This is a genomic window from Pseudomonas mediterranea CFBP 5447, assembly GCF_000774145.1.
Classification (GTDB): domain Bacteria; phylum Pseudomonadota; class Gammaproteobacteria; order Pseudomonadales; family Pseudomonadaceae; genus Aquipseudomonas; species Aquipseudomonas mediterranea.
In genome coordinates this window covers 289,787-315,929 of the sequence record NZ_KN322986.1, presented here as the reverse complement: position 1 = coordinate 315,929, position 26,143 = coordinate 289,787, and the positions used below count along the sequence as shown (strand labels likewise).

General features: G+C 62.5%; 24 protein-coding genes. 15 read left to right on the top strand and 9 right to left on the bottom strand.

Translation table 11 applies throughout. The features are described 5' to 3' along the window. Nucleotides 1-22: 22 nt before the first annotated feature. The 4 genes from ssuD (at nucleotide 23) to N005_RS18270 (ending at nucleotide 3,085) form a co-directional block, all read left to right on the top strand. Nucleotides 23-1,171, top strand: a complete 1,149-nt coding sequence (ssuD, locus tag N005_RS18285) for an FMNH2-dependent alkanesulfonate monooxygenase (protein WP_047702497.1) — start codon at nucleotides 23-25, stop codon at nucleotides 1,169-1,171. A gap of 7 nt (nucleotides 1,172-1,178) precedes the next feature. After that, nucleotides 1,179-1,961, top strand: a complete 783-nt coding sequence (gene ssuC, locus N005_RS18280; protein WP_047702496.1) for an aliphatic sulfonate ABC transporter permease SsuC — start codon at nucleotides 1,179-1,181, stop codon at nucleotides 1,959-1,961. Beyond that, entirely contained in the window at nucleotides 1,958-2,764 is an 807-nt protein-coding gene (gene ssuB, locus N005_RS18275; RefSeq protein ID WP_047702495.1) for an aliphatic sulfonates ABC transporter ATP-binding protein, read from the top strand. The genes ssuC and ssuB overlap by 4 nt, the downstream gene beginning before the upstream one ends. 105 nt (nucleotides 2,765-2,869) lie before the next feature. Continuing rightward, nucleotides 2,870-3,085: a TOBE domain-containing protein gene (locus tag N005_RS18270; protein WP_024780485.1), complete on the top strand. Its 216-nt coding sequence runs from the start codon at nucleotides 2,870-2,872 to the stop codon at nucleotides 3,083-3,085. A gap of 63 nt (nucleotides 3,086-3,148) precedes the next feature. On the opposite strand, the gene N005_RS18265 is transcribed toward N005_RS18270, so the two are convergent. Both N005_RS18265 and N005_RS18260 read right to left on the bottom strand, forming a co-directional pair. Further along, a complete protein-coding gene (locus N005_RS18265) occupies nucleotides 3,149-3,784 on the bottom strand; it encodes a TetR/AcrR family transcriptional regulator (protein ID WP_047702494.1) in 636 nt (211 codons plus the stop codon). Between the two features lie 229 nt (nucleotides 3,785-4,013). Continuing rightward, nucleotides 4,014-5,390 carry a glutamine synthetase family protein gene (locus N005_RS18260; protein ID WP_024780479.1) on the bottom strand — a complete coding sequence of 459 codons (1,377 nt, stop codon included), beginning with the start codon at nucleotides 5,388-5,390 and terminating at the stop codon, nucleotides 4,014-4,016. A 616-nt stretch (nucleotides 5,391-6,006) separates the two neighbouring features. On the opposite strand from N005_RS18260, the gene N005_RS18255 reads away from it, so the two are divergent. The 7 genes from N005_RS18255 to N005_RS18225 all read left to right on the top strand — a co-directional run bounded on the left by N005_RS18255 (nucleotide 6,007) and on the right by N005_RS18225 (nucleotide 14,354). After that, nucleotides 6,007-7,365, top strand: a complete 1,359-nt coding sequence (locus tag N005_RS18255; protein WP_024780478.1) for a glutamine synthetase family protein — start codon at nucleotides 6,007-6,009, stop codon at nucleotides 7,363-7,365. A 59-nt stretch (nucleotides 7,366-7,424) separates the two neighbouring features. Further along, a complete protein-coding gene (locus N005_RS18250; RefSeq protein WP_047702493.1) occupies nucleotides 7,425-8,789 on the top strand; it encodes an aspartate aminotransferase family protein in 1,365 nt (454 codons plus the stop codon). 181 nt (nucleotides 8,790-8,970) lie between these two features. Next, nucleotides 8,971-10,068, top strand: a complete 1,098-nt coding sequence (locus N005_RS18245) for a polyamine ABC transporter substrate-binding protein (protein ID WP_047702492.1) — start codon at nucleotides 8,971-8,973, stop codon at nucleotides 10,066-10,068. 184 nt (nucleotides 10,069-10,252) lie between these two features. After that, complete coding sequence (locus N005_RS18240; protein WP_047702491.1) at nucleotides 10,253-11,350, top strand: polyamine ABC transporter substrate-binding protein; 1,098 nt, start codon at nucleotides 10,253-10,255, stop codon at nucleotides 11,348-11,350. Between the two features lie 60 nt (nucleotides 11,351-11,410). Continuing rightward, nucleotides 11,411-12,553: an ABC transporter ATP-binding protein gene (locus tag N005_RS18235; RefSeq protein WP_047702490.1), complete on the top strand. Its 1,143-nt coding sequence runs from the start codon at nucleotides 11,411-11,413 to the stop codon at nucleotides 12,551-12,553. After that, nucleotides 12,550-13,470 (top strand): ABC transporter permease subunit, encoded by a 921-nt coding sequence (locus N005_RS18230; RefSeq protein WP_047702489.1) that lies wholly within the window; start codon nucleotides 12,550-12,552, stop codon nucleotides 13,468-13,470. The genes N005_RS18235 and N005_RS18230 overlap by 4 nt, the downstream gene beginning before the upstream one ends. Next, nucleotides 13,467-14,354, top strand: coding sequence for an ABC transporter permease subunit (locus tag N005_RS18225; RefSeq protein ID WP_047702488.1), 888 nt, complete (start codon nucleotides 13,467-13,469; stop codon nucleotides 14,352-14,354). The genes N005_RS18230 and N005_RS18225 overlap by 4 nt, the downstream gene beginning before the upstream one ends. 213 nt (nucleotides 14,355-14,567) lie before the next feature. Here N005_RS18225 and N005_RS18220 read toward each other — a convergent pair whose 3' ends face one another. Next, complete coding sequence (locus N005_RS18220) at nucleotides 14,568-15,206, bottom strand: HD domain-containing protein (RefSeq protein WP_047702797.1); 639 nt, start codon at nucleotides 15,204-15,206, stop codon at nucleotides 14,568-14,570. A 192-nt stretch (nucleotides 15,207-15,398) separates the two neighbouring features. Here N005_RS18220 and N005_RS18215 point away from each other — a divergent pair, with 192 nt between their 5' ends. Continuing rightward, complete coding sequence (locus tag N005_RS18215; RefSeq protein WP_047702487.1) at nucleotides 15,399-16,364, top strand: GlxA family transcriptional regulator; 966 nt, start codon at nucleotides 15,399-15,401, stop codon at nucleotides 16,362-16,364. A 157-nt stretch (nucleotides 16,365-16,521) separates the two neighbouring features. On the opposite strand, the gene N005_RS18210 is transcribed toward N005_RS18215, so the two are convergent. From N005_RS18210 to N005_RS18200, 3 genes are all read right to left on the bottom strand, one after another. Next, nucleotides 16,522-16,863, bottom strand: a complete 342-nt coding sequence (locus N005_RS18210) for a carboxymuconolactone decarboxylase family protein (protein ID WP_024780471.1) — start codon at nucleotides 16,861-16,863, stop codon at nucleotides 16,522-16,524. A 103-nt stretch (nucleotides 16,864-16,966) separates the two neighbouring features. Continuing rightward, nucleotides 16,967-19,375: a penicillin acylase family protein gene (locus N005_RS18205; protein ID WP_047702486.1), complete on the bottom strand. Its 2,409-nt coding sequence runs from the start codon at nucleotides 19,373-19,375 to the stop codon at nucleotides 16,967-16,969. A gap of 9 nt (nucleotides 19,376-19,384) precedes the next feature. After that, complete coding sequence (locus N005_RS18200; protein ID WP_047702485.1) at nucleotides 19,385-19,969, bottom strand: DUF6436 domain-containing protein; 585 nt, start codon at nucleotides 19,967-19,969, stop codon at nucleotides 19,385-19,387. 107 nt (nucleotides 19,970-20,076) lie between these two features. Between N005_RS18200 and bipL the strand changes: the two genes are divergently transcribed. Then, a complete protein-coding gene (gene bipL / locus N005_RS18195) occupies nucleotides 20,077-21,024 on the top strand; it encodes a phospholipase BipL (protein WP_047702484.1) in 948 nt (315 codons plus the stop codon). 130 nt (nucleotides 21,025-21,154) lie between these two features. Here the strand turns inward: bipL and N005_RS18190 are convergent, their stop codons facing one another. Next, a complete protein-coding gene (locus N005_RS18190) occupies nucleotides 21,155-21,898 on the bottom strand; it encodes a DUF2059 domain-containing protein (protein ID WP_047702483.1) in 744 nt (247 codons plus the stop codon). A gap of 140 nt (nucleotides 21,899-22,038) precedes the next feature. Between N005_RS18190 and N005_RS18185 the strand changes: the two genes are divergently transcribed. Next, on the top strand, nucleotides 22,039-22,671 hold the full coding sequence (locus tag N005_RS18185) for a 2OG-Fe(II) oxygenase (protein ID WP_047702482.1): 633 nt from the start codon (nucleotides 22,039-22,041) through the stop codon (nucleotides 22,669-22,671). A 2-nt stretch (nucleotides 22,672-22,673) separates the two neighbouring features. Beyond that, entirely contained in the window at nucleotides 22,674-23,165 is a 492-nt protein-coding gene (locus N005_RS18180; protein WP_047702481.1) for a 2-thiouracil desulfurase family protein, read from the top strand. A gap of 160 nt (nucleotides 23,166-23,325) precedes the next feature. On the opposite strand, the gene N005_RS18175 is transcribed toward N005_RS18180, so the two are convergent. Together N005_RS18175 and N005_RS18170 are read right to left on the bottom strand one after the other, a co-directional pair. Beyond that, nucleotides 23,326-24,699, bottom strand: coding sequence for a GTPase/DUF3482 domain-containing protein (locus tag N005_RS18175; RefSeq protein ID WP_047702480.1), 1,374 nt, complete (start codon nucleotides 24,697-24,699; stop codon nucleotides 23,326-23,328). Then, the gene (locus N005_RS18170; protein ID WP_047702796.1) at nucleotides 24,692-26,059 is read right to left on the bottom strand and encodes a DUF2868 domain-containing protein; all 1,368 of its coding nucleotides are present in this window, start codon (nucleotides 26,057-26,059) and stop codon (nucleotides 24,692-24,694) included. The genes N005_RS18175 and N005_RS18170 overlap by 8 nt, the downstream gene beginning before the upstream one ends. Nucleotides 26,060-26,143 lie beyond the last annotated feature (84 nt).

The following is a 26,143-nucleotide window of genomic DNA, read 5'->3' as shown; positions in this document are numbered from 1 at the left end:
GATTTCCTTAGGAGACCACTCCATGAGCCTCAATATTTTCTGGTTCCTGCCTACTCACGGCGACGGCCATTACCTGGGCACCGTCGAAGGCGCCCGTGCCGTTGATCACGGTTACCTGCAACAGATTGCCCAGGCGGCGGATCGGCTGGGTTTCGGCGGCGTGTTGATTCCCACCGGACGTTCCTGCGAGGACTCCTGGCTGGTGGCCGCGTCGTTGATTCCAGTGACTCAACGCCTGAAATTCCTCGTTGCCCTGCGCCCCGGGATCATTTCCCCGACGGTGGCGGCGCGTCAGGCGGCGACCCTGGACCGGCTGTCCGGCGGCCGGGCGCTGTTCAACCTGGTGACCGGCGGTGATCCGGAAGAGCTGGCCGGTGATGGCCTGTTCCTGGATCACGAGGCACGTTATCAGGCCTCGGTGGAATTCACCCGCATCTGGCGTCGTGTGCTGGAAGGCGAGACCGTGGACTACGACGGCGAACACATCAGTGTGAAGGGGGCCAAGCTGCTCTTTCCGCCCATCCAGCAACCGCGTCCGCCGCTGTATTTCGGCGGTTCGTCGGAGGCGGCCCAGGACCTCGCCGCCGAGCAGGTGGAAATGGTGCTGACTTGGGGTGAGCCGCCCGCCGCCGTGGCGGAAAAAATCCAACAGGTGCGTGCCAAAGCCGCGAAGCTCGGGCGTACCGTGCGTTTCGGCATACGTTTGCATGTGATTGTGCGTGAAACCAATGCCGAAGCCTGGCAAGCCGCCAACCGGCTGATCTCCCATCTGGACGACGACACCATCGCCCGCGCCCAGGCTTCCCTGGCGCGTTTCGACTCCGTGGGCCAGCAACGCATGGCTGCGCTGCATGGGGGGCGGCGTGACAAGCTGGAAGTCAGCCCCAACCTCTGGGCGGGTGTCGGACTGGTGCGTGGCGGTGCCGGCACGGCGCTGGTGGGCGATGGGCCGACGGTGGCAGCGCGGGTCAAGGAATACGCCGACCTGGGGATCGACACCTTTATTTTCTCCGGTTATCCACACCTCGAAGAGTCGTATCGCGTGGCGGAGCTGCTGTTCCCGCATTTGGACATTGAGCGTCCGGAGCTGCCGAAAGGCCAGGGCTATGTCAGTCCGTTCGGGGAAATGGTCGCCAATGACATTCTCCCCAAAGCCGCATCCCAGAGCTGAGGCGGCCATGAAGAAACTTATCCACAACCTGACGCCCTGGGCTCTGCCGCTGCTGTTGCTGGCGGTATGGCAACTGGCGGTTTCGGCGGGCTGGTTGTCCACGCGGATCCTGCCTGCCCCGGTGGCAGTAGTCGAGGCCGGATTCAACCTGGTACGCAGCGGTGAAATCTGGACCCACCTGGCGATCAGCGGGTGGCGGGCAACGGTCGGTTTTCTGCTTGGTGGGAGTATCGGGCTACTGCTGGGCTTCATCACCGGTCTGTCGAAATGGGGCGAGCGCCTGCTGGACAGTTCGGTGCAGATGGTGCGAAACGTGCCGCACCTGGCGTTGATTCCGCTGGTGATCCTGTGGTTCGGCATCGACGAGTCGGCGAAGATTTTCCTGGTGGCGCTTGGCACGCTGTTTCCGATCTACCTCAACACTTACCACGGCATCCGCAATGTCGATCCGGCGCTGGTGGAAATGTCCCGCAGCTACGGTTTGTCCGGCTTCAGCCTGTTTCGCCAGGTGATCCTGCCGGGCGCGTTGCCTTCGATCCTGGTGGGGGTGCGGTTTGCGCTGGGTTTCATGTGGCTGACGCTCATCGTTGCGGAAACCATCTCCGCCAACTCCGGCATCGGCTACCTGGCGATGAATGCCCGGGAATTCCTGCAGACCGACGTGGTGGTGCTGGCGATTCTGCTGTACGCCGTGCTCGGCAAGCTGGCCGACCTGGCGGCTCGTGGACTTGAGCGGGTCTGGCTGCGCTGGCATCCGGCGTATCAGGTGAACAAGGGGAACGCCCCATGACCGCCCAACACCCCCCGCGCCTGTTGCGAGGCATTCCCCTGGCGGTGCGCCAACTGCAGAAAACCTTCGGTTCGCGCCAGGTGCTGCGCGACATCGACCTGCACATCCCGGCCGGACAATTCGTGGCGGTGGTCGGTCGCAGCGGCTGCGGCAAAAGCACCCTGCTGCGCTTGTTGGCCGGCCTCGATCAACCTTCGGATGGTCAACTGCTGGCAGGCTCGGCGCCGCTGAGCGCCGTGCAACAGGACACCCGCTTGATGTTCCAGGAGGCGCGTCTGTTGCCCTGGAAGAGAATCATCGACAACGTCGGCCTGGGGCTCAAAGGCAACTGGCGAGCCCTGGCAGTGCAGGCGCTGGATGCGGTAGGCCTGGCCGACCGTGCCGATGAGTGGCCGGCGGCGTTGTCCGGGGGGCAGAAACAACGGGTGGCCCTGGCTCGCGCGTTGATTCATCAACCGCGCCTGTTGTTGCTCGACGAACCCCTGGGAGCGCTCGACGCCCTGACCCGCATCGAAATGCAGCAACTGATCGAACGCCTGTGGCAGCAACGCGGCTTTACGGTGCTGTTGGTAACCCACGACGTCAGCGAAGCGGTAGCCATCGCCGACCGGGTGATCCTGATCGAAGACGGCCGGATTGGCCTCGACCTGCCCATCGATCTGCCACGCCCGCGGATTCGCGGCTCCCATCGCCTGGCGACCCTGGAGACCGAAGTCCTCAACCGCGTGCTGTCCCTGCCCGGCCAACCGCCGGAACCCGAACCCGTTTCACCCTTGCCCACGCAGTTGCGCTGGGCGCAATGAAGCAGCTTCAAGCGGCAAGCTACAAGCTGCAAGAAGAGGCGCGTGCTTTTACTTGCAGCTTGTAGCTCGCTACTTGCAGCTCATTTCGACCTCAGGAGAAATAGCATGACCATCAAAGCCATCAACGTGCGTAACCAGTTCAAAGGCATCATCAAGGAAATCGTCGAAGGCGACGTACTCTCGGAAATCGACGTCCAGACCGCCTCCGGCATCGTCACCTCGGTCATCACCACCCGTTCGGTCAAGGAGCTCGAGCTGGCGATCGGCAGCGAAGTGATCGCTTTCGTCAAATCCACGGAGGTGTCTATCGCCAAATTGTGAACGGTGTGCACCCGATGCCCCGAATGGCGCTGGCCTTTTGGGGCTCACCTTAAAGAGTGAAGATCAGACCACGTCGCGCTTGGGCAGATACGGCGGCAGGTACAACCCCAGGTACGCATCGAACACCCGCATGCCTTCTTCAGCCAAGCGCGGTGTGATCTGGCCGTGTTGTTGCACCGAGCGGGCGTAGACCCGGTCGCCCAGTTCCATGGCGAGGGCGAAGACGTCGACGTCATTGGGCAGTGTCGGCAGTTCGAAATGCCGGGCGAAGACTTTTTGCATCAGGTCGCTCAGCTCGAGATCGTGCTGGCGGTCGGCCTGGGTGACTTCGGTCAGGCCATGCTGGGCCAGGATCAACTGGCGAGCGGCGGCGTCCTGGTCGTAGATCGTCAGCATGCGTTGTTCCACCAGTCGTGACAGGTCGTGCCAATGGTGCAGCGCGTCATGATCGATCGGTGCCTGGAGGCAGGCGCGGAAGGCGGCGTGGACATCGGCGGTGAGCGCTTCGAGCAGGGCCGGCACGCTGGCGAAGAAGTGATACACGGAGGAGGGCGGGATCTCGGCGCGCTCGGCCACGCTGTAGATCGACAGGCTGGCCACGCCCTCAGCCGCCAGCAGCGTGCGGGCGGCATCGAGGATCGAGTCGATCCGGGCCTGGCTGCGTGCGCGGGGTTTGCGAGGGGTGGCGGTGCGTGTCATAGGGCTCTCCTGCAGGGTTGCGCGCATTGTACGCAGAGCAAGCCGATGATCCACATGCTTTTGTGGCGAGGGGATTTATCCCCGCTGGGGCGCGAAGCGGCCCTTCTTTTTGGGGCTGCTGCGCAGCCCAGCGGGGCGGTGCGACGTTTCGCTAAATCCCCTCGCCACAACGGCCATAAAAAAACGCCGCGGCCCTGGGGGCGGCGGCGTTTCTCTTTCCTGCAACCGCTTAAACGGTATGCAGGTACCAGTTGTACTCAAGGTCGGAGATGGAGTGTTCGAACTCCTCCAGCTCGCTTTCCTTGCAGGCCACGAAGATATCGATGTACTTCGGATCGATGTACTTGGCCATGACTTCGCTGTCGTCCAGCTCGCGCAGGGCATCGCGCAGGTTGTTCGGCAGGCTCTGCTCGTTCTGCTCGTAGCTGTTGCCCTCCACCGGTGCGCCCGGCTCGATCTTGTTGACCAGGCCATGATGCACGCCCGCCAGCACGGCGGCCATCAGCAGGTACGGGTTGGCATCGGCGCCGGCCACGCGGTGCTCCAGGCGTACGGCATCGGCGGAGCCGGTGGGTACGCGCAGGGCCACGGTACGGTTGTCCAGGCCCCAGGTCGGCGAGTTCGGCACATAGAACTGTGCGCCGAAACGACGGTAGGAGTTCACGTTCGGGCAGAGGAACGCCATCTGCGCGGGCAGGGTCTCGAGCACACCGCCGATCGCGTGACGCAGCGCGGCGTTCTGCTCGGGATCCTCGCTGGCAAAGATATTCTTGCCATCCTTGTCCAGAATCGAAATGTGGACGTGCAGACCATTGCCTGCCTGGCCCGGATACGGCTTGGCCATGAAGGTGGTGTCCATTTCATGGTCGTAGGCGATGTTCTTGATCAGGCGCTTGAGCAGTACCGCATAGTCGCAAGCCTTGATCGGGTCGGCGACGTGGTGCAGGTTCACTTCGAACTGCGCCGGGGCACTTTCCTTGACGATGGCGTCGGCGGGAATGCCTTGCTCTTTGGCACCTTCGAGGATGTCCTGGAGGCAGTCGACGTATTCGTCCAGGTCGTCGATCAGGTAGACCTGAGTCGAGTGTGGGCGTTTACCGGAGATCGGCGAGCGAGGCGGTTGTGGACGTCCATTCACGTTCTCCTGGTCGATCAGGTAGAACTCCAGCTCGAATGCCGCGCAGATGGTCAGGCCCAGTTCGTCGAACTTGGTCACGACCTGGCGCAGGACTTCGCGAGGGTCGGCGAAGAAAGGCTCGCCTTCCAGTTCGTGCATGGTCATCAGCAGTTGCGCGGTAGGGCGCTTCTGCCAGGGTTCGTTGGAAAGGGTGCCAGGGATTGGATAGCAGATCCGATCGGCGTCGCCGATGTCCAGGCCCAGGCCGGTGCTTTCCACCGTCGAACCATTGATATCCAGGGCAAACAGGGAGGCCGGCAGGTTGATGCCTTTCTCGTAAACCTTGTGGAGGCTGGTGCGTTCGATGCGCTTGCCGCGCACCACACCATTCATATCCGCAATCAGAAGGTCAACGTACAGAACCTCAGGATGTTCCTTAAGGAACGCGTTCGCTTCGTTAAGCTGAACGGCACGCGGGGGTACCGACATGATGCAACACCTTTGTTGTTAAAAATATCAATCATTGATCTCTTCGAAAGCCAGTCAACCCGAACGGCATGCCGAAGTCAAGCAGGGCCTTTTTTGCCCTAAAAAAGCACCTGGGGGGCTTTTTTGAGGCAGTTTGGGGCGTTTTTTTCCCTTTGAGGGACTTGCCGCCCGCAAGCTTGAGCGGGCCGTGTTGTATTTTTTACGGGGGTGTTGTGTAAAAAAATGAACAAGGCTAAGCTCGATTCAAACCCATAACAGCAATAATACCGGGGTGCTTCATGTCTCGCCTGCCGTACCAACGGCCTCACCAACTGTCCCAGCAGATCGGTTGGCATGCTCGTCGCAATGCTCATAGCATCAGCGGCGACACCCGCTCCCCGGCCACCATGAGGGCCGCCAGGCACTTGCCCATGCTGATGTCGCTCCCGGCGGATCAGTCGTCATCATCGTCCAATATTCTGGACGCCCTGGACGAATTTCCCTTTAGCGGCTCTCCTTCAACTCTAGAACTTTTTTCCGGCCGATTGTCGGGCAAGGGCAACACAACGCGACGCCGATGCGTCAAACAACGCCTGGCTACTGAAAGCAGCCAGGAAACTCACGCCTAGAGGCATTTATGAGTAACAACCTCGACCAGCTCACCGATTGGTTGAAAAACCATAAGATCACAGAAGTCGAATGCATGATTGGCGACCTGACCGGCATCACCCGGGGCAAGATCTCGCCGACCAACAAGTTCATTGCCGAAAAAGGCATGCGCCTGCCCGAGAGCGTCCTGCTCCAGACCGTTACGGGCGACTATGTCGAAGACGACATCTATTACGAACTGCTCGACCCTGCCGACATCGACATGATGTGCCGCCCGGACGAAAACGCAGTGTTCCTCGTGCCCTGGGCCATCGAGCCCACCGCCCAGGTGATCCACGACTCCTACGACAAGCAGGGCAACCCCATCGAGCTGTCGCCGCGCAACGTGCTCAAGAAGGTGCTCAAGCTCTATGCCGACAAGGGTTGGCAGCCGATCGTCGCGCCGGAAATGGAGTTCTACCTGACCAAGCGCAGCGACGACCCGGACTTCCCGCTGCAACCGCCCGTAGGCCGTTCCGGCCGTCCGGAAACCGGACGCCAGTCGTTCTCCATCGAAGCAGCCAACGAATTCGACCCGCTGTTCGAAGACGTCTACGACTGGTGCGAATTGCAGGAGCTGGACCTCGATACCCTGATCCACGAAGACGGCACGGCGCAGATGGAAATCAATTTCCGTCACGGCGATGCGCTGTCCCTGGCCGACCAGATCCTGGTGTTCAAGCGCACCATGCGCGAGGCGGCGCTCAAGCACAACGTCGCCGCCACCTTCATGGCCAAGCCCATGACCGGCGAGCCGGGCAGCGCGATGCACCTGCACCAGAGCATCATCGACAAAGAGACCGGCAAGAACGTTTTCTCCAATGAAGACGGGACCATGAGCGAGCTGTTCCTGCACCACATCGGTGGCCTGCAGAAATTCATTCCCGAGCTGCTGCCGCTGTTCGCCCCCAACGTCAACTCGTTCCGCCGCTTCCTGCCGGACACGTCGGCGCCGGTGAACGTGGAATGGGGTGAAGAGAACCGTACCGTGGGCCTGCGGGTGCCGGATGCCGGGCCGCAGAACCGTCGGGTGGAAAACCGCTTGCCGGGCGCCGACGCCAACCCGTACCTGGCGATTGCCGCCAGCCTGTTGTGCGGCTTCATCGGCATGGTCGAAGGCATCAACCCCAGTGCGCCGGTGGTGGGTCGCGGCTACGAACGGCGCAATCTGCGGCTGCCGCTGACCATCGAAGACGCCCTGGAGCGTATGGAAAACAGCAGCACCATCGAGAAGTACCTGGGCAAGAAATTCATCACGGGCTACGTCGCAGTCAAGCGGGCCGAGCATGAAAACTTCAAGCGCGTCATCAGTTCGTGGGAGCGGGAATTCCTGCTCTTCGCCGTCTGAGGCGCCGGGCGAGGTTGCCTCCGGCAGCCTCGCCCCCACCGATATAAAGGAGAATTCGCATGACCCGCAACAACCCGCAGACCCGTGAATGGCAGGCCCTGAGCAGCGATCATCACCTGGCCCCGTTCAGCGATTTCAAGCAGCTCAAAGAGAAAGGCCCGCGCATCATCACCCGCGCCAAGGGCGTCTATCTCTGGGACAGTGAAGGCAACAAGATTCTCGATGGCATGGCCGGCCTCTGGTGCGTGGCCGTTGGCTACGGCCGCGATGAGCTGGCCGACGCCGCCAGCCAGCAGATGCGCGAGTTGCCGTACTACAACCTGTTCTTCCAGACCGCCCACCCGCCGGCGCTGGAGTTGTCCAAGGCCATCGCCGACATCGCCCCTGAAGGCATGAATCATGTGTTCTTCACCGGTTCCGGCTCCGAGGGCAACGACACCATGCTGCGCATGGTCCGCCACTACTGGGCGATCAAGGGCCAGCCGAACAAGAAAGTCATCATCAGCCGCAAGAACGGTTATCACGGCTCCACCGTGGCCGGCGCGAGCCTGGGTGGCATGACTTATATGCATGAACAGGGCGACCTGCCGATTCCGGGCATCGTCCACATCGCCCAGCCTTACTGGTATGGCGAAGGCGGCAACATGAGCTCCGAGGAATTCGGCGTGTGGGCGGCCAACCAGCTGGAAGAGAAGATCCTGGAGATCGGCGTGGACAACGTCGGCGCCTTCATCGCCGAACCGATCCAGGGCGCGGGCGGGGTGATCGTGCCGCCGGACAGCTACTGGCCACGCATGAAGGAGATCCTCGCCAAGTACGACATCCTGTTCGTGGCCGACGAAGTGATCTGCGGTTTCGGTCGCACCGGTGAGTGGTTCGGTACCGACTTCTACGGTTTAAAGCCGCACCTGATGACCATCGCCAAGGGCCTGACCTCCGGTTACATCCCCATGGGCGGCCTGATCGTACGTGACGACGTGGTCGAGGTGCTCAACGAAGGCGGCGACTTCAACCACGGCTTCACCTACTCCGGCCACCCGGTGGCGGCGGCGGTGGCCCTGGAAAACATCCGTATCCTGCGTGAAGAAAAGATTATCGAGCGGGTCCACAGCGAAACGGCACCCTATTTGCAGAAACGCCTGAGGGAACTGAACGACCATCCGCTGGTGGGTGAAGTGCGCGGTGTCGGTCTGCTGGGGGCGATCGAACTGGTCCGGGACAAAGCCACGCGCCAGCGCTACGAAGGCAAGGGCGTGGGCATGATCTGCCGGCAGTTCTGCTTCGACAACGGGCTGATCATGCGTGCCGTGGGCGACACCATGATCATTGCGCCGCCGCTGGTGATCAGCAAGGCCGAGGTGGATGAACTGGTGACCAAGGCGCGGCAGTGCCTGGACCTGACCCTCAGTGCGTTGCAAGGCTAAGTGCTAGGCTCTGTGCGAGGTGCTTTCAAGGGCCTCGCCCAGTCTGAACAAAAGGTTTGGGCTTGTGTTGAAAGCCTGCCCTGTAACTTGCCAGACTACCGGCGTTCAAGTTGCCCGCGAGCCGGCTACTGAACTGTGGCTAAAAAGAATAACTGGAGCATCATCCATGAAGGCAATAGGTATGAAGATAGCTGGCAAGACCCTCCTCGCCATGTCCCTGATGGGCGTGATGGCGAGTGCCGTTCAGGCGGACGATAAAGTGCTGCACGTCTACAACTGGTCCGACTACATCGCACCGGACACGGTCGCCAAGTTCGAGAAAGAGTCGGGGATCAAAGTGGTCTACGACGTGTTCGACAGCAACGAGACCCTTGAGGCCAAGTTGCTCGCTGGCAAGTCGGGCTACGACATCGTGGTGCCGTCGAACAACTTCCTGGCCAAACAGATCAAGGCCGGCGTCTACCAACCGCTGGACAAGTCCAAGTTGCCGAACTGGAAAAACCTCGACACCGACCTGCTCAAGGCCGTGGGCGATGCCAGCGACAAGGGCAACCAGCACGCCTTCCCTTATATGTGGGGCACCATCGGCATCGGCTACAACCCAGAGAAGGTCAAGGCCGCACTGGGCGTCGACAAGATCGATTCGTGGGACACCCTGCTCAAGCCGGAAAACATCGCCAAGCTCAAGGGCTGCGGTGTGAGCTTCCTCGATTCGCCGACCGAAATGATCCCGGTGGCGTTGCACTACCTGGGCTACCCGACCGACAGCCAGGACAAGAAACAACTGGCTGAGGCCGAGGCGCTGTTCCTCAAGATCCGTCCTTCGATCAGCTACTTCCATTCGTCCAAGTACATCTCCGACCTGGCCAACGGCAACATCTGCGTAGCCGTGGGTTACTCGGGCGATATCGAGCAGTCCAAGTCCCGTGCCGCCGAAGCGGGCGGCAAGGTCAAGGTGGCCTACGCCATTCCGAAAGAAGGCGCCGGCTCGTTCTACGACATGGTCGCCATTCCAAAGGATGCCGAGAACGTCGAGGCTGCCTACAAGTACATGAACTTCCTGATGAAGCCGGAAATCATGGCCGAGATCACCGACAACGTACGCTTCCCGAACGGCAACAAGGCCGCTACGGCGTTGGTGGACAAGGAAATTTCCGGTGACCCGAACATCTATCCGTCTGACGAAGTGAAGGCCAAGCTCTACGCGATCAGCGACTTGCCGCCGGCCACCCAGCGGCTGCTGACCCGCAGCTGGACCAAGATCAAATCCGGTAAATAAACCGGCCTGAGGCATCTTCCTGTTGTCGCTGTCATCGCGGCGGCGGCAACAGGAGCAATTAAATAACTAAAAGTTTTGCTGGATCGGTTTATCGAGGGTAAGTTGCGCGCCGGTTTTGTTGCTGGGTCCATCGCGGCCAGGCAGCGGGGGCAACTTGGGCCCGACTATTTAAGAGGACCTCCACGTGCCAGTCTTTTCTTTGTTACGCAATGCCTTGCTGGTTGGTGCAGGCCTGACGCTCGCGGTCAGCGTCCAGGCTGCTTCCACCGTGCATATTTATAACTGGTCGGACTACATCGGCGAGACCACCCTGTCGGATTTCGAAAAAGCCACCGGAATCAAGCCGGTCTACGACGTGTTCGATTCCAATGAAACCCTGGAAGGCAAGTTGCTGGCCGGTCGTACCGGTTATGACGTGGTCGTGCCGTCCAACCACTTCCTGGGCAAACAGATCAAGGCCGGGGCTTTCCAGAAGCTCGACAAGGCCCAGTTGCCCAACTATGCCAATCTCGATCCCGCGCTGCTCAAGCGCCTGGAGCGTAACGATCCGGGCAACCAGTACGCGGTGCCGTACCTGTGGGGTACCAACGGTATCGGCTACAACGTCGAGAAGGTCAAGGCGGTCCTGGGAGTCGACAAGATCGATTCGTGGGCCATGTTGTTCGAGCCGGAAAATATCAAGAAACTCTCCAGTTGCGGCGTCTCGTTCCTCGATTCAGGCGACGAGATGATCCCGGCGATGCTCAATTACCTGGGCCTGAACCCCAACAGCGAAGACCCCGAGGACTACAAGAAGGCCGAGGCCCAGCTCCTCAAGATCCGGCCTTACGTGACCTACTTCAATTCCTCCAAGTACATCTCCGATCTGGCCAACGGCGAGATCTGCGTGGCGGCCGGTTTCTCCGGCGACATCTTCCAGGCCCGTTCACGTGCCAGCGAGGCCGGCAAGGGCGTCGAGATCGCCTACGTGATCCCCAAGGAAGGCGGCAACCTCTGGTTCGACATGCTGGCGATCCCCCGCGACGCCACCAACATCAAGCAAGCCCATGCTTTCATCAACTACCTGCTCAAGCCTGAGGTTATCGCCCAGGTCAGCGACACCGTCGGTTATGCCAACCCGAACCCAAAGGCTGGCGAGCTGATGGATCAGAAAGTCCGTACCGACGAAGCGGTTTACCCACCGCAAGCAGTCGTCGACAAGCTCTACGTCAACTCTGAGTTGCCGCCCAAGATCCAACGACTGATGACCCGCAGCTGGACCAAGGTCAAGTCGGGTAAATAACCGCTCTAACCAAGGTTCGTCCGTATGGGGCGAGCTGTAAATTCTGTGGGAGTTTCGTAAATGGCTGTTGCCTCCGGCGCCTATAAGAAAGCCCTCGAGGGCGACCAGACACCCAAGCAGGTGCTGGTCAAAATCGACCGGGTCACGAAGAAGTTCGACGAGACGATTGCCGTGGACGATGTGTCCCTGGAAATCAAGAAAGGCGAGATCTTCGCCTTGCTCGGCGGTTCGGGTTCGGGCAAATCCACCTTGCTGCGCATGCTTGCCGGCTTCGAGCGGCCCACGGAGGGGCGGATTTTCCTCGACGGCGAGGACATCACCGACATGCCGCCCTATGAGCGGCCGATCAACATGATGTTCCAATCCTACGCCTTGTTCCCGCACATGACCGTGGCGCAGAACATCGCCTTCGGCCTGCAACAGGACAAGATCCCGAAAGCCGACATCGACGCCCGCGTGGCCGAGATGCTCAAGCTGGTGCAGATGAGCCAGTACGCCAAGCGCAAGCCGCACCAGCTCTCCGGCGGCCAGCGTCAGCGCGTGGCCCTGGCCCGTTCCCTGGCCAAGCGTCCGAAACTGTTGCTGCTCGACGAGCCGATGGGTGCTCTGGACAAGAAGCTGCGCTCGCAAATGCAGCTTGAGCTTGTCGAGATCATCGAGCGGGTCGGCGTGACCTGCGTCATGGTGACCCACGACCAGGAAGAGGCCATGACCATGGCCGAGCGTATCGCGATCATGCACCTGGGCTGGATCGCCCAGATCGGCAGCCCGATCGACATCTACGAGACCCCGACCAGCCGCCTGGTCTGCGAGTTCATCGGCAACGTCAACATCTTCGAGACCGAAGTGGTGGACGACGCCGAAGGCCACGCGGTGCTGACCTGCAAGGACCTGGACCGCAACATATACGTCGGCCACGGCATCAGTACCTCGGTGCAGGACAAGTCGGTGACCTATGCCATTCGCCCGGAAAAACTGCTGGTGACCGCCGAGCAGCCGACCTGCGAGCACAACTGGTCCAGCGGCAAGGTCCATGACATCGCCTACCTGGGCGGCCATTCGGTGTTCTACGTCGAATTGCCGAGCGGCAAGCTGGTGCAGTCGTTTGTCGCCAACGCCGAGCGCCGTGGCCAGCGTCCGACCTGGGGCGACCAGGTGTACGTCTGGTGGGAAGACGACAGCGGCGTGGTGCTTCGATCATGAACATGCGCAAATTCAAACGCCGACTGGATCGTATAACGCCCGGTGGCCGTCAGCTGGTCATCGGGGTGCCCTTCATCTGGCTGTTCCTGTTCTTCATGCTGCCGTTCTTCATCGTCCTGAAGATCAGCTTCGCCGAAGCCGACGTGGCCATTCCGCCGTACACCGAGATCTACAGCTACGTCGACCAGAAACTGCAAATCCTGCTCAACCTCGCCAACTACACGATGCTCAGCGAGGACGAGCTGTACATCGCCGCCTACCTGGGCTCGCTGAAGATGGCCCTGATCAGCACCGCCCTGTGCCTGCTGATCGGCTACCCGATGGCCTACGCCATTGCCAATGCCCGCAAGGAAACGCAGACGGTGCTGGTGCTGCTGATCATGATGCCCACCTGGACCGCGATCCTGATCCGCGTCTACGCGTGGATGGGCATCCTCAGCAACAACGGCCTGCTCAACGGCTTCCTGATGAGCATGGGCTGGATCAGCGAACCGCTGCAGATCCTCAACACCAACCTGGCGGTCTATATCGGCGTGGTCTACTCGTACCTGCCGTTCATGATCCTGCCGCTGTACGCCAACCTGGTCAAACATGACCCCAGCCTGCTGGAGGCCGCCTCCGACCTGGGTTCGAGCACCTTCAACAGCTTCTGGAAAATCACCGTGCCGCTGTCCAAGAACGGCATCATCGCTGGTTGCATGCTGGTCTTCATTCCAGTAGTGGGCGAGTTCGTGATCCCGGAACTGCTGGGTGGCCCGGAAACCCTGATGATCGGTAAAGTGCTGTGGCAGGAATTCTTCAATAACCGTGACTGGCCGGTGGCGTCCGCCCTGGCGGTGGTGATGCTGGCGATCCTGATCGTGCCGATCATCCTGTTCAACCGCAGTCAGGCCAAAGAAATGGAGGGCAAGGAATGAAGCGCTTCAGTTTTTCAAGCCTGATGCTGGTGCTGGGATTGCTGTTCATCTACGCGCCGATGGTGATCCTGGTGATCTATTCGTTCAACGCCTCGAAACTGGTGACGGTGTGGGGCGGTTGGTCGATCAAGTGGTACGTCGGCCTGCTGGACAACACCCAACTGATGGGTTCGGTGGTGCGCTCGCTGGAAATCGCCTGCTACACGGCGGTCGCCGCGGTTGCTCTGGGTACGCTGGCGGCCTTCGTGCTGACCCGCATCACCCGTTTCAAGGGGCGCACGCTGTTTGGCGGCCTGGTCACCGCGCCGCTGGTGATGCCGGAAGTGATCACCGGTCTGTCGTTGTTGCTGCTGTTCGTGGCCATGGCACAGATGATCGGCTGGCCCCAGGAACGCGGCATCGTCACGATCTGGATTGCCCACACCACGTTCTGCGCGGCCTATGTAGCAGTGGTGGTTTCGTCACGCTTGCGTGAGCTGGACCTGTCCATCGAAGAGGCGGCCATGGACCTCGGTGCGCGGCCGTGGAAGGTTTTCATCCTGATCACCATCCCGATGATCGCGCCATCGCTGGCGGCGGGGGGCATGATGTCGTTCGCGTTGTCCCTGGACGACCTGGTATTGGCGAGCTTCGTGTCGGGCCCGGGGTCGACGACCTTGCCGATGGAAGTGTTCTCGGCGGTGCGCCTGGGCGTGAAGCCGGAGATCAATGCCGTGGCGAGCCTGATCCTGCTGGCGGTGTCGCTGGTCACCTTCCTGGTCTGGTACTTCAGCCGTCGCGCCGAAGAAAACCGCAAGCGGGCGATCCAGCAGGCCATTGAAGAAAGCGCGGCCGACTCCTGGAAGCAGCCGGAAGTCCGCCGGTCGGTGGCTGCGCCAGTCTAAGCGCAAGCAGGCCCTGTGGGAGCGAGCCTGCTCGCGAAGGCGGTGTGACAGTCGACGAAAGTGTCGATTGTCCATCCGTCATCGCGAGCAGGCTCGCTCCCACAGATTTTGTGTTGCCCGCTGCATCGTGATCCACCCCGAACCGTTGTGGGCGCGGGCTTGCTCGCGGTAGCGGTCTGTCAGTCCGTCATTGCGAGCTGGCTCCCACAGGGGTCATGAGTTCCAGGGGGATGTGCGGATGATTTCCACGAAGTTCATCGGCTTGAACCCCGGCTCCTGATCCGCCAGGACATCGGTCTTCACATTGCCGAAGGTCGTCTGCGGGCGATGCCGCAAGCCGTTGGCGAATGCGCAGATGATGCACTCCTTGAATGCCTCTCCACGTGGGTGGGCATGCACCACCGCTTCACGCTGCGCTGCCGGGAAGGCGGCGTAGTCCATGCCCAGTACATCCATCTCCACCCCGGCTGTCACCAAGGCGACGGTGGGGCGCAGGTGTTTCGGTATGCCCGGCGTGGTATGCAGGGCGATGGACAGCCACACCTGTTCGATATCGTCATCGCTCAACCCATGGGGTTTGAGAAATGCTGCGGCGGCATTTGCACCATCCACTTCAAAGCGCTCATCGTCGCTGCGATGGTCTTCCACCAGGCCTATGTCATGGAACATCGCACCGACGTACAGCAGCTCCGGGTCGTAGGCCAGTTTCCGACGCTGGCCGCTCAAGGCTCCGAACAGAAACACCCGGCGGGAATGGTGGTACAGCAGATCGGATTCGACGTCGCGGATGTATTCGGTGGTGGCGCGGGCAAGCGCGCTGTCGGGGATCTTGATGCCGGCGATGCTGTTCATGCTGCTCTCCTCTTGACGATGCGCCAGGGCGGCGCCGAGGGCACAAGTCTGGTTGCGGGGATGCAACGCAACAATCTCTCCATGGCTGCGATCCATGCCAATGAGCCTCGGTTTCGTGCCAAGTGGCGTCCTGCTGATGGATTGGCTAGCGTAGGCTGTGATCCCGTCCAACTCGAAGGCAAGCAGGCATCCATGGAAAAAACGGTTGCGGTCGTGGTGTTCGCTGGCGTCCAGTCACTGGACGTGAGCGGCCCCATGGATGCGTTCTGCGAGGCCAATCGGTTCCTGGCGCCAGAGGAGCATTATCGGCTTGAGGTCATCGGGGTCGAGCCGGGAGCAGTTGCCTGTTCCAACGGTCTGTCCCTCAACGCTCATCGTCACTTCAGTGAAGCTACACAGGCGTATGACCTGCTGTTGGTGGCGGGCGGGCCGCATTTGCCGTTCATGGATTTCGGCGCGACGTTCGATGCCTGGTTGCGCGGGGCCTGTGGGCGGGCGCGGCGCTTTGGCTCGATCTGCAACGGCGCGTTCATGCTCGCCAGGGCCGGGTTGCTGGAGGGGCGGACCGTCACCACCCATTGGGGCGATGCCGGGGCGCTGGCGCAGCTGTGTCCCTCGACCCGGGTCGAAGCGGATCGCCTGTACGTGCAGGACGGCGCGCTCTATACCTCGGCCGGGGTCACCGCAGGGATCGACCTGTCGTTGTTCCTGTTGGCGCAGGATCATGGAGCGGACGTGGCTCTGAGCGTAGCCAAGCGGCTGGTGGTATTTACCCAGCGTTCAGGCGGGCAATCGCAGTTCAGCCCTTTTCTGGTTCCCCATGCCACGCCGACATCAGCCGTGGCCCGGGTCCAGGCCTATGTACTGGCAAACCTGAACGGTGACTTGGGTCTCGCCGATCTGGCCAATGCCGCGAACATGAGCCAGCGCAACTTTTCCCGGGTGTTCACTCGGGAAGCCCAGGTCACCCCGGCGGAGTTTGTCGAGCGGGCCCGGGTAGACGCAGCCCGCATAATGCTGGAAAGCACCCGGGCCCCGCTCAAGACCGTGGCCTGGCAATGTGGCTTTCGCGATGCCCAGCACATGCGCAACGTCTTCAATCGCAGGCTGGGCGTAACGCCGCAACAGTTCAGGCTCAATTTCGCAGCAATTGCCTAGGCTCTGTACGAAAAGCCTTGATACTCGTTCATGCTGCGTTGAAAACAGCCTCGGAATGCTCATGTACTCCAGTACAGTCGGACGCGACCCCGGGCGTTCCTCGGCTGTTTTCGCCTTGCCTGACCTGCGTCTCAAGACTTTTCGTACAGAGCCTAGGTCATTTCTTCAGCGTGTCATGGGCCTCCAACGCCCGTAGCGAGTAGATGTAGGCCGCGCCGGCATTCAATGAAACGGCAGTGGCCAGGGTCGCGGCGATTTCTTCGCGGGTGGCACCGGCCTTGATGGCAGCGTCGGTGTGTACGCCGATGCAACCGTCACAGCGGGTGGTGATCGCCACGGCGATGGAGATCAGTTCCCGGGTCTTGGCATCGAGCACATTGTTCTCGGCCGCGGCTTCATCCAGAGCCATGTAGGCCTTGACCATTTTCGGGTTGCTCTTGCCCAAGGCACCAAAGGCGCTCTTGATGGTGGGCAGCAGTTCGGACCAGTTATTGAACATCGCAATGACTCCATTTGGGGGTGGATGAAGAGAAACCCCTTTAGTCTTGACCAACAATGACGATCAAGCCTGTCGGTGGCGGAAAAAAATGAATGCCGCCGACTCAGGGCGTTGTCCTGGCCGGCAACAGCTTCAGGGTGTCATGGGTGTTGGCGGTCACTTCTTCCTCGGCCAGGTGCGCCTGGTGATACAAGCCCTCGATGTAGGCTTCGGCCTGGTCGGCGTAATACTTGTCGAACGGCACGCCGCTCTGGCCGACCGGGTTGATGGTGACGCTGTGGGTCGGGTCGGCGAAATCGATGATGCGCCGGGTGGACGGGCCGTACGTGACCGGCCAGGGTGCCGGGCCGATCCTGGCGGAGAGGTTGTTGGGTACTTCATGGGTACCGGGCGCGGCGAACGGGCCGACGTTGAAGATCCGGTCCAACGGTTTCTGCATGCCCAGTGGATGCCCGTGCGTGAGGGTATGGGCATTGCCCCATTGCCATTGCGTGGCATCGCCACCGAAGGTGGCCTTCAGGTGCGCCAGGCTCTTGCTCCAGGCTGTTTTGACGATGTCGCTACGGGTTTCCTTGCCCAGGGTGGTGCGGTCATCCCACCAGGGCGAGTCCGCCGAGGCGGCCAGGCGCGGCAGTGCGGCGTCGATCACTCGGGTCGACAGCGCGGTGTCGAAAAAGCCATCTCCCAGTTCATCGTGCAGGGCGGCATCCGCCAGATTGAACAGGAACTGGTTGAACAGCGTGGCGCTGATGGAATCCAGCGGGTAATCGCCCTGCCACTGGGCCAGTTGTTCCACCCATTTGCGCTCCTGTGGATCGCTGACCACTTCCCTCAACACCGGTAGCAAAGGCGCCAGCAAGCGCGGGCCATAGGCGGTGGTGGTGCCCAGTTGCAGCTTGCGGGTGGTTTCGATGTCCCACTTCGCCTGTTTGTCGCTGAGCTGGAGATTGAGTTGCTGCCCACGGTCGGGGAGGTTGTAGTACCCCGGAATCTCGATACCCCCGGGTGAAACCGGCTGGAAATTCGCCGACACGATATAGCCGCGGGCCGGGTTCTCCTCCTGGGGATTATTGCTGAAAGGGTAGAAGCCTTCCTTCTCCGCCTCCGGGCTGCTGCCATCGAGCAGGAAGCCGGGCTTCGCTCCCGCCGGGCGCTTGGGCAACTGGGCTGCGGCCCACCAGCCGATATCGCCCTTGGCATTGGCCCAGACGATATTCAGCCCCGGTGCATGGATCTTGGCCGACGCTCCGCGGGCCTTGGCCAGTGTGTCGGCGCGGTTGAGCTGGTAGAAGGCCTCGAGGATCGGATTGCGGCTTTCCAGAAAACCCCACCACATGGCAATCGGCGTATTGCCGGCATTGGCGCCGAGCACATCGTTGACGATCGGGCCGTGGGGCGACTGGCGCAGCACCAGCGTCACCGGCGCCTGGCCTTTTACCGCGATCTGCTGTTCGCTGCGGGTTATGTCGACCCACCGGTCGCGATACCAGACCTGTTCGGGGTTGTCCGGGTTGACCTTCTCGGCAATCAGGTCCAGGTCGTCGTTCTGGAACATGGTGACGCTCCAGCCGAAATCCGTGTTCATACCCAGGGTCGCAAACGGCAACAATGCCTGGTAGTGCCCGTAGAGTTCGAAGCCCGGCGCCGAAAGATGGGCTTCGTACCACACCGAGGGAGCGGAAAAGCGGATGTGCGGGTCGCCCGCCAACACAGGTTTGCCGCTGCGGGTATGGCTGCCGGCGACGGCCCAGGCATTGCTGCCTTCGAATTGCGGCAGGCCGCTTCCGACCAGGGCCTGTTCGCTCAAGCGAGCCAGGGCGTCGAGGCCTTTCCAGTCGGCGTCGGCCAGGGGTAGGGCAGATTTACGGTGCTCGCCCAACACGCCCTTGGGCTGCCAGTCGAGATCGAAAATATTCAGGTAGTCGGTGCCCAGTTGATCGCGCACATAGGTCAGCAGCGGTTCGGTGCGAAAGGCGGCGGCGAAGCTGTAGGCCATGTAACCGGTGATGCTCACCGTATCTTCGGCGGTGAACGGGCGCTTGGGAATGCCCAGGACATCGAACTCCACCGGCCGGGCGTGGCTTTCCTGGTAGCGGTTGATACCATCGAGATACGCCTGCATCGCGATCCAGGCCGGGGACTGAGGGTCCTGTTCCGCCACGTAGCGGGCGGCGCGCTCGCGGATACGCAGGCTGCGCATCAGCTTATCGGTGTCGAGCAGTTTCGGCCCCAGCACCTCGGCGAGCTCGCCACGGGCGAGGCGGCGCATGACTTCCATCTGGAACAGCCGATCCTGGGCATGCACATAACCGAGCGCGCGGTACAGGTCGGCTTCGTTCTCGGCGCGGATATGGGGTACGCCGCGCTCGTCGTAGCGCACGGTCGCCGAGCCTTGCAGCCCCTGCAACTGCACCGTGCCCTGGCGGGTGGGCTGCTTGCTGTAGAGGTAACCGCCGGTGGCGATGATGGCGGTGACGACCAACGACAGAAGTGCGATGAGGCTGCGTTTCATGGTGTTCCCTTATTCGGATGATGCGTCCTTGCCCCATGGACAATAACAGCCCACCGCCATCGTGTGGGTTGCATTGACGGCGCGCCCCACGTTCAAGGCCTCGAGAATCGGTTCGATGAAGCTGTTGCTCGAATTGCAGGTCAGGCCTTCGCTGTAGGGGCCGAAGTAGGCCAGTTCGCCGGTGCGATTCCAGATCGCCACGGCCGGGCTGGCGGGAATCTGCTCCGAGCCGGGCAACGCCGGAAGCGGCTTTAGGCTGCTCAGTGTGGTCGGTAGCTGGCCTTGAGTGCCGCCTTTCTGTACCGCATAGAACTCGACACCCTGTGATGCATATTTATCGACCAGTTCGGACAGGTGCTGCTGATTGCCGACGTTGCACGGGCAGGCCGGATCCCAGAAGTGCACCAGGCGGATCGGGCCGGGTCCGGCCAGCTCGGGCGGCAGGCGCAGAGGGTCGCCGGAAAATACTGCCGTGTGTTGGCTGAAAGCCCGCAGGAAACGTCCCTGGAACCAGTCATAGGCGACCCACAACACGGCCGCGCAGCCAAGGGCAAGCAGACCGGCAAGCAGGGTTGTGCGGTGGGACGGGCGCATGGATTCATCCTCTGAAGCCGCGTAGCTTGCCATGCCTGTCGCGACAGATGAATATCGCAGGTCTACAAAGTCTGTTTCGCGCCTTGTGCATTTGCCTGGAAATATCGATGCCTGCCACTTTCGACCCCGATCACCTGCGTGCCAGCCTGCAACCGTTGGCCCAGTGGCAACCGCTGTCTGCGCAGGCGCAGGCCTATCAACGATTCTATGGCTTGGATTTTCCCCAGCGGACCTTGCGCAAGGGCCTTGGGCGTTTCGAAATCGACGGGTATGAGTTGGTCGGTCAGGTCTGGTGGCCGGAAAAAGCCGTGGCAACACTGTTCGTGTTCCACGGTTACTACGATCACATGGGACTCTACCGGCACTTGATCGAATGGGCTTTGGAGCAGCAGTTCGTGGTGATCGCCTGCGACCTGCCGGGCCATGGACTGTCGAGCGGCGAGCGCGCCAGCATCGACGATTTCGCCGAGTACCAGGCCACGTTGCAGGGGCTGCTGGCCGAGGCCGGGAAGCTGGACCTGCCGCAGCCCTGGCACCTCTGTGGGCAAAGCACCGGTGGCGCAATCGTGGTCGATCATGTGCTCAACCAGGGCGCAAGCAGCCCGGCCCAGGGCCAGGTCATCCTGTTGTCGCCCTTGGTGCGTCCTCGGGCCTGGGGCTGGTCGCGGCTGAGTTATTACCTGCTCAAGCCCTTCGTGACCGGCATCGCCCGGCGCTTCAGCGAAAACTCCACCGATCCGCAGTTCCTGCCATTCCTGCAGGCCGACCCGCTGCAACCGCTGCGCCTGCCTACCGCCTGGGTGGGCGCGTTGGGGCGATGGATCAAGCGAATCGAAGCCGCCCCGAGCAGCCCGCGCCGGCCCTTGATCGTGCAGGGGCAGGCGGACATGACGGTGGATTGGAAACACAATCTGCAAGTGCTGCACGGCAAGTTCGACCGGCCCCAGGTGTTGATGCTGCCCGAGGGCCGGCATCACCTGGCCAATGAAGTGCTGGCGATGCGGCAGGAGATGTTCGGGTTTCTGACCAAGCGGATGAGCCGGATCCGGCGGTGACTCCAAGGGCCCTATCGCGAGCAGGCCCGCTCCCACAGGGGTATCGAGTGAACCTGGATTCTGCGAACGCCGAAGGTCCAGTGTGGGAGCGAGCCTGCTCGCGATGGCGGAATCGCAGGCGCTGAAGTTTCTACTGCCCGAGGTTCTGCCCCACCGCCAACCCCGCCCGGATCGCCGCCAGGGCCGCCTGGTAATAGGCCTGGCCCTCGGCCGATTCGGCAAACGTGGAAAACTCCTCCAGTTCGGTATCGCTCAGGTCACGGTAGACGTAAAGCAGCGTGTTGTTGAGGTCGGCGCCGATCTGATCCATCAGCCGCTGGCGCTGCCCGTTCAACATGCCCTGGGCCTGGCCGCCGCCCAGCAGGCCGGGGATCATCGAGCTCAGGCTGTCGGCCGCCACGCCGGCGATGGCCAGGCTGACTTCGGCGCCGGCCTCGCGGGCAGGCAGGGCCTGGGCCAGGTGGCCGATGATCAGCAGGCGGTTGTCGCTGGCCTGCATCTTGGGCAGGCCCTTGGCGTTCTTTGCCAATTGATCGCGCCGGGTCGCCAGCAACTCGGCAGCCACCACCTTGCGGCCCAGGGGCGACTGGAAAAATGCCAGGGCCGGGTTCGGATCACGAAGATTGCGGCGCATCTGCGCCTCGGCCCGCTGGTCCATGGCCTGGGGGGCGAAGCGCTGATTGCTGTTGTTCACCAGGGCCTGGAAAACCGCCGGCGGCAGGCTGTTCTGGTAACGCTGTTGCGCGGCGCTCAAGGCATCGTTGAAATGCGCCCGCTGTTCCGGCCAGCCGGCGACCTTGTACAACTGGTCGTAGCTGTCTGCCCAGGCGGGCAAAACGCAGAACATCAACAGTGAGAAAAGCAAACGGCGCATAGGGACTCCTGTCAGCAGCCGACTATTCTCCGTGGGGTGCGGGAACTTGTCGAGAATTCGTATCAAGTTCGTACGACGGTGCCACCTGACGCTGCAAACCCGCTGCGTGGCGCTGTCGGTTTTGCGGGTACAGGCATACTATGCGCGCCATGCAAATACCATCTGATCACCCGTTGCTGTTACGTATCGTCGATGACCTGGCCGAGCGCGGCTGGTCGCAGCAGAACATCTTCCTGCCGGATGCGCTGACCCGTGCCCTGGCGGCCGAGTGTCGCCAGCGTGCCGCCGAAGGCGAACTGGCTCCCGCTGCGGTCGGGCGCGGCTTGTCTTCGGAGATCCGCGAAGGCATACGAGGTGATCGCATCCAGTGGATCGAGCCCGGCCAGGCCGAGGCCTGTGACCGTTACCTGGGGCTGATGGACAGCCTGCGCGAGGCGTTGAACCGTGGGCTCTTCCTGGGCCTGGAGGATTTCGAAAGCCACTTCGCCCTATACCCGCCCGGTGCGTTCTACCTCAAGCACGTCGACCGCTTCCGTGACGACGACCGGCGCATGGTGTCGGCGGTGCTCTACCTCAATGACGGCTGGTTGCCGGAGCATGGCGGCCAGCTACGCATGTACCTGGATGAAGGACGGGAGCAGGACGTGGTGCCCACCGGCGGCTGCCTGGTGGTCTTCCTGTCGGGGAATATCCCCCATGAAGTCCTGCCGGCCACGCGGGACCGCCTGTCCTTGACCGGCTGGTTCCGGCGCCGTGGCAACGAGTTGTTCTGAGCATGGAAAAGATTCTGGTCAGTCGTTGCCTGCTCGGACATCGTGTGCGTTATGACGGTGCTGCCAGCGGGCCATTCGAGCAACTCCAGCAGTGGGTCGACGAAGGCCGCGTCGTGCCGCTGTGCCCGGAAGTCGCCGGCGGCTTGCCCACGCCTCGGGCGGCGGCGGAAATCCCCGGCGGGCAGGGCGCACGGGTGCTCGATGGCCAGGCGGCAGTAATGACCACCGAGGGCGAGGACGTGAGTGCGCAGTTCCTGTCGGGTGCGTACCAGGCCCTGGAGCTGGTCCGTGAGCACGGTATACGGATCGCCGTGCTCAAGGCCAACAGCCCGTCCTGCGGCAACCTGCTGACTTATGATGGGACGTTCGGCGGCGTGAAAGTCCCTGGCGAAGGCGTGACGGCGGCGTTGCTCAAGCGTCACGGAGTACGGGTGTTCAGTGAGTTGGAGTTGGCTGAGGCTGCGGCGGCGCTCAAAGCCTTGATCTCCACCTGACACAACCGCTTTCCTGTGGCGAGGGGATTTATCCCCGCTGGGGTGCGAAGCGCCCCCAAAAGGATTGATGCGGCCCATCTGACACACCGCGGTGTCAGGTTTTAGGGGCGCTGCGCACCCCAGCGGGGATAAATCCCCTCGCCACAGGGGTTTGTGTCGTTCAGAGCTGTCCAGCCAACTGCTCGATCTGCTCCTGCCGCTCGGCCTGGCTCAACCTTGGATGGGCGTTGAGCGATGACCACTGCGGATACGCCCGGGCCTTGTTCAACGCTTCGGGCAGTTTGCCCTCGCGCCAGCCCTTGTCCTGGGGCGTGTCGATCCGAATGCTCTCCAGTGCCGCATGGCCGCGCTGGTTCAGGGCCTGCAGCAGTTGCCGTTGGCGCAGGGCCAGCAGGCGCAGCACGCTATCGTCCACCGTCAGTTCCCGCTGGCCCTTGAGCTTGCCCATCAACCGGTTGCCATAGCCGCGGGCGGTTTGCAGCGCGCCGCCGGCAATGGCGCCGACCAGGGCGGCGGCGCCGAGGGTCAGGCCGCCCACCAGCAAATCCACACCCGCCCCGGCTGCCGCCCCGGCCGCGATTCCGCCACCGACCCGTACGCCCAGTTGCTTGAGGGTTGCCGGGTTGAACAGGTCATCGCCCCAGCGCCCATCGAGCAGCGGTAGATCACTGGCCGCGGCGTCCTGGGGACGGAAGGCGTAGAGCTTGAGCAAGGCCTCGACGCAGCGCTGTTCCCGTTGGCGCACCGCGTTGCGCAGCTCGCTGATGGCCTGGCGCTCCAGCTCGGCGTCGCTGGTCACGCTGCGTCGGCAGGCGGCGCAATCGATCAGCAACTCGGCGATCAAGCGCGCTGCGCTCTGCTGGCGGGCCAGGCGTTGGGCCTGTTGATCGGCGACCAGTCGTTCCAGCTGGCCGCGCGCGTTTTCCAACAACAACGCGAGGCTTTCATACAGACGCCGCTCGCCATCCTCGGGCGGTGCCACGCTGTCGAAGCGCACCAGGGCGTGCAGCCCGAGGCGGGCCAGGGCCTCGCGCCAGTCAGGTTCGCGGTGCTGGGCACTGCTGACGAAATTCAGCACCGGCAGCAGCGGTTTGCCGCAGCTGGCGAGGACTTCCAGTTCATCACGGTACTTCGCCAGTACCGGCTCCCGGGCATCGATCACGTAGAGCCCGGCATCGCTGGCCAGCAGTTGCCGCAGCACTTTGGCTTCCTGCTCGAAGCGCTGTCGCGCCTCGCTGCCCTCCAGGAAACGGGCCAGGCGCGCCGGACCGTCCAGGCGTTCACCGGGACGCTCCAGGCGTTCGAGGTAATCGAGCAAGGCAATGGCGTCCTCCAGGCCCGGCGTGTCGTACAGCTCCAGCAGCGCTTCGCCGTCCACCGACAGGCGCGCCCCCTCGACGTGCCGGGTGGTGCTCGGGCGATGGGACACTTCGCCAAAGCCGACGTCCCGGGTCAGGGTGCGCAGCAGCGAAGTCTTGCCGACATTGGTGTGGCCGACCACGGCCAGTTTCAGCGGCTTCATGGGCTCAGTCATGGCCGCTCTCCAGCCAGTTCAAGGGCGCACAGTCGGCGAACGGCAGCTGCAACTGTTGCAATGCGTTGTGCCAGTCGCCCAGACGCTCGGCATCCAGGGCCTCGCCGGGGGGCGCCTGCAACAGCCAGACGCGGGTAGCACTGGCGCTGCGGGCCAGTTCGGCGATCAATGCCAGGCTGCCGCGGTCCGGTGAGCGTCGTGGATCGCAGGCAATCGCCAGGCGCGCCGGAGGAAAGCGCGACAGCTGCTCGAGGAGCTTGTGACGTGACTCGCGGCTGTCGAGGACGCCGGCGCTTTTCACTGAATCCGGCAGCTTCGGCGGCCAGGGCCGTTCGTCCAGCTCGATGGCCACCAGCAGCGCCCCTGCGCTGTCCATCGTGCCAGCCGGCCGCTCGATCTGATGCAATTGCCCAGGCGCGGCGTCGTTGACCCCCAGCCGTTCACTGCTGGGCATCAGGTGTTCGCGCAGTTGCGCGTAGCCCGGCAGGTTCAAATCCAGGCGCAGGCTGGCGCGGCCGCGCCGCCAACGCCACAGGCACAGCAGCGCCAGGCCCAGGCGCGGCAGTACGCCATACACCAGCACCACGCCCACCAGCCATGCAGCCCAGGCCTGACGGGCGCTTTCGATGCTCAGAGCGCCATCACCGCTGGCGCGGATCATCTCGACGGTAGGAACACTGAACCCCAACAGCGCCGGCAACGCGCCCAGGGTGCGGGTCAGGGTGACGAAGGTTTCGCCGCCGAGAATGGTGGTTTCCCAGACAAAGCCATAGCGTCGGGTCGCCATCAGCAGCAGTACGATGACCAGCGCACTGAGCATCGCCAGCAGCCACAGGCCGTTGACCAGCATGCCGAGGGCCCAGCGATTGAGCTTGTGTCGTTGCAGCAAGAGCAGCAAGGCCGGCGCCAGTTGGGCGGCCTTGGCATCGCGGGCGAGTTTTTCGCTGAGCCACAGCCACAGGCGTCCCAGCGTCGCGCCTTGTTCCCCGGCGAATATCAGGCCCAGGGTCCAGCCGATGAGCAGGATCAGGTTCAGCCCCAACAAGCTGCCGAGCGCCCAGAATACGTTGATGGGCGTTCGACCATCGCCGAGCGCGGCAAACCCCAGGCCGGCACCGCTGAAGATGGCGAAGACGGCCAGTACGATCAACGCCAGGCGTGCCCCTTGCAGCCAATGGCGCAGGGCTTCGACGAGGCCGTCGCGCTCGGCCAGCCGACGGGCGCGATGGTGAATGCGGGTCGCGAGATCGCCACCCGCCGCGCGGGCCTGGCGATTGGCTTCCTGGTCCTCGAGTGGACCTGCGTGTTCTTCTCGCAGGCGTACCGTCTCGGTCAGCCAGAGGTTCTGCAGTTCAGTCAGGGGAACAGTCACGTGCGCTTCCGTTGCAAATGAGCGTTGAGGATAACCGCTGGGCGCCTGTCAGGGTACGCCGAGCCTCTGCTA